The 2,568-nt window shown below is 36.6% G+C and carries 1 protein-coding gene; it reads right to left on the bottom strand.

Going from position 1 to position 2,568, the window contains the following annotated elements; genetic code table 11:
- Positions 1 to 327 precede the first annotated feature (327 nt).
- The gene (locus ACP6PK_RS29015; protein ID WP_426564905.1) at positions 328 to 1,524 is read right to left on the bottom strand and encodes a ferrochelatase; all 1,197 of its coding nucleotides are present in this window, start codon (positions 1,522 to 1,524) and stop codon (positions 328 to 330) included.
- Positions 1,525 to 2,568: the final 1,044 nt, after the last annotated feature.

Here is a 2,568-nt window from a genome sequence, read left to right as displayed (position 1 = left end):
TGTTGTAGTTCACCCCGTTAAGGTAACACTTAATTAAAACACTTGTCTAGGAATACTTTTCTATAGATTTAGTAACTATATCTTGATAATTCTATAATTACTTCAATCTCCCCTACTCCCCTACTCCCTTACTCCCCACCCCCAACTACATAATAACTATTCAACCATATTTGATATTAGGAGTGAGGGCGGGTCTCATGTTAAGTTAATCATGTTAAATTATTCAGATTAACCCGCCCTACTATTCCAACATTTTAGGGGTGTCACTTCACTACACCATTACTTCCATCAGTTGTCAAAAATTCAATTCTGACTCCTGACTCCTTTCTAATGATGATGGTGGTGATGGTGGTCGTGATGATGATGATGTTCGTGAGAATGTCCATGCTCACCATGGTGACTATGGCTATGAGTTGAGTTTGCTTGTGCTATTGCTAAAGAAGGATTAACAGCTAAAGCATTTTCACTCAATAATTCCTCAATATAAAGGTTAGCCCACTCGGCAGCCATCTGCAAAAATTCTGGGCGGTCATTTACACAAGGCATTTGACGATAAGTTACTTCTGGATGTTTCCGACGCAAACCTTCAATAATATGCTCTACATCTAATAATGTTTCATGGTTTTCTGTGGCAAAACCAATAGGCATAAATATGATAGATGTTGCACCTAATTCTATGAGGTTTTTTGCTGCAGTTTTACCATCTGGTTGAGTCCAGTCAATGAGTGGAGTATCGTGGTTTAACCAACCTACAGAAATTAAAGGAAAACGATTAATTAAACGTTCTCTTACTAACTCATAAAGTGCCTGACTTTCATCAATTCCAGAAGTAAAACCTTTAGCTTCGTGGGGGCAACCATGATTTGTTAAAACAATGCCAATTTGAGATGGTAAATGAGCAACTGCTAAGTCATTAGCAATTTCTTCTTCTACCATTTTTGCCATTAAATCAATATAGTCTGGTTCGTTATAAAAGGAAGGAATATAACGTTGACCTTTAACCCAATTTTCGGTTTTATCTGCTAATTTTACTAATGCTTTATTAACTTGTTCGACGGCTATTCCACTGGTGAAAATAGAGTCAACTACTAATAAAGGATAAATCAATAATTTGTCAAATCCTTCTGATTTAATTTGTGTTAATACTTGTTCTGGTAAGTGGGGAGCGCAAAAGTTAAAAGCTTTAAAAACTTTGATCTTATCGCCCCATTTTACTTGGAGATTTTTTTCAATTCCTGCTCGTTGACTTTCAAAAATAGCGTTATGAGGTGAGATGAAGTTGCCATGTTGATGACTCCATTCATGTAAGTCAAACACAGCTAATAATTTTGCTAAAGGGGGATATATCCAGGTAGGAACTGGAGCAAATTTTGCAGTGAGTAAGTTTAATGCTTGTTCGTTATAATTGGCAAAATCTTCATAACTTTCTACTTCGCCATATCCCATTAATAAGACTGCTACTCTGTCTTGACTGGGAGATGCAGAATTTGTTGGGTTTTGAATTTTTTCTGGAGTTGTAACCACGTTTTGCTCCTCTAGTTATGTTGATTAATTAACTTGATAAAAGAAGGTGCAACAGAAATAATTTACCAGTCTATACTTGCTTTTTGAACAAGTATAAAAATACTTTTTTTAAGGACAAATTTGATTCAAATTTGACTGGAAAACAATCAAACATTTTTGTTAAACTTGTCCGTAACGGAAGTCAGAAGTCAGAAGTTAGATTTGATAGACTAAAAACTTGGACAATACAACAGTTTCAGGCAATTATTTGAAATTTAAAGCTTGAAACTATTTGTGACATCCTTCAAGTGAATTGGTATATGATTATTAATTTCTGTGCAAGAGTAATAGCGGGTAATTCCACTCTGGTGTTAGTGTAGCATTCCCTACCGGGGGGATGGGTACTGGAATAATTGAGATTATATAAAGGTTTGAAAAGTTAAAAGTAATCTCTGAGTAGTCCAGTAGTAAGTTTGTACGCATCTAACTTGCTAGTTTTGATTGATGCGGAAACGCGGAGACACGGAGATGGGGAGAGGGTAATGGGACTTTTGTCCTGTTTTTAGGATATGCAATTTCAATGCGTCTAAGCTTAGACTGACACAGCTCAAAGTTTAGAGTAAGAGTTAATTTATTTTCTTAAGCACCCTGCCAGAGGTGATGAGTAGTGCAATTTTTCCTTCTATTGCGTCGGGAGCAATAATTAATTCATTTTCTTAAGCACCCTGCCAGAGGTGATGGGTGGTGCAATTTTTCCTTCTATTGCTCTATACGCAATAGTCAATACATTTTCTGAAGCACTCCGCCAGAGGTGATGGGTAGTGCAATTTTTCCTTCTATTGCTCTATACGCAATCGTCAATACATTTTCTGAAGCACTCCGCCAGAGGTGATGAGTAGTGAAAAATTCCTTCTATTGCTCTATACGCAATAATTAATTCATTTTCTGAAGCACCCTGCCAGAGGTGATGGGTGGTGCAATTTTTCCTTCTATTGCTCTATACGCAATAATTAATTCATTTTCTGAAGCACTCCGCCAGAGGTGATGGGTAGTGCAATTTTTCTT

The sequence above is a fragment of the Dapis hubbardiae BLCC-M172 genome (assembly GCF_050016015.1).
Classification (GTDB): Bacteria; Cyanobacteriota; Cyanobacteriia; order Cyanobacteriales; family Microcoleaceae; genus Trichodesmium.
This window is presented reverse-complemented; position numbering and strand designations above follow the sequence as displayed.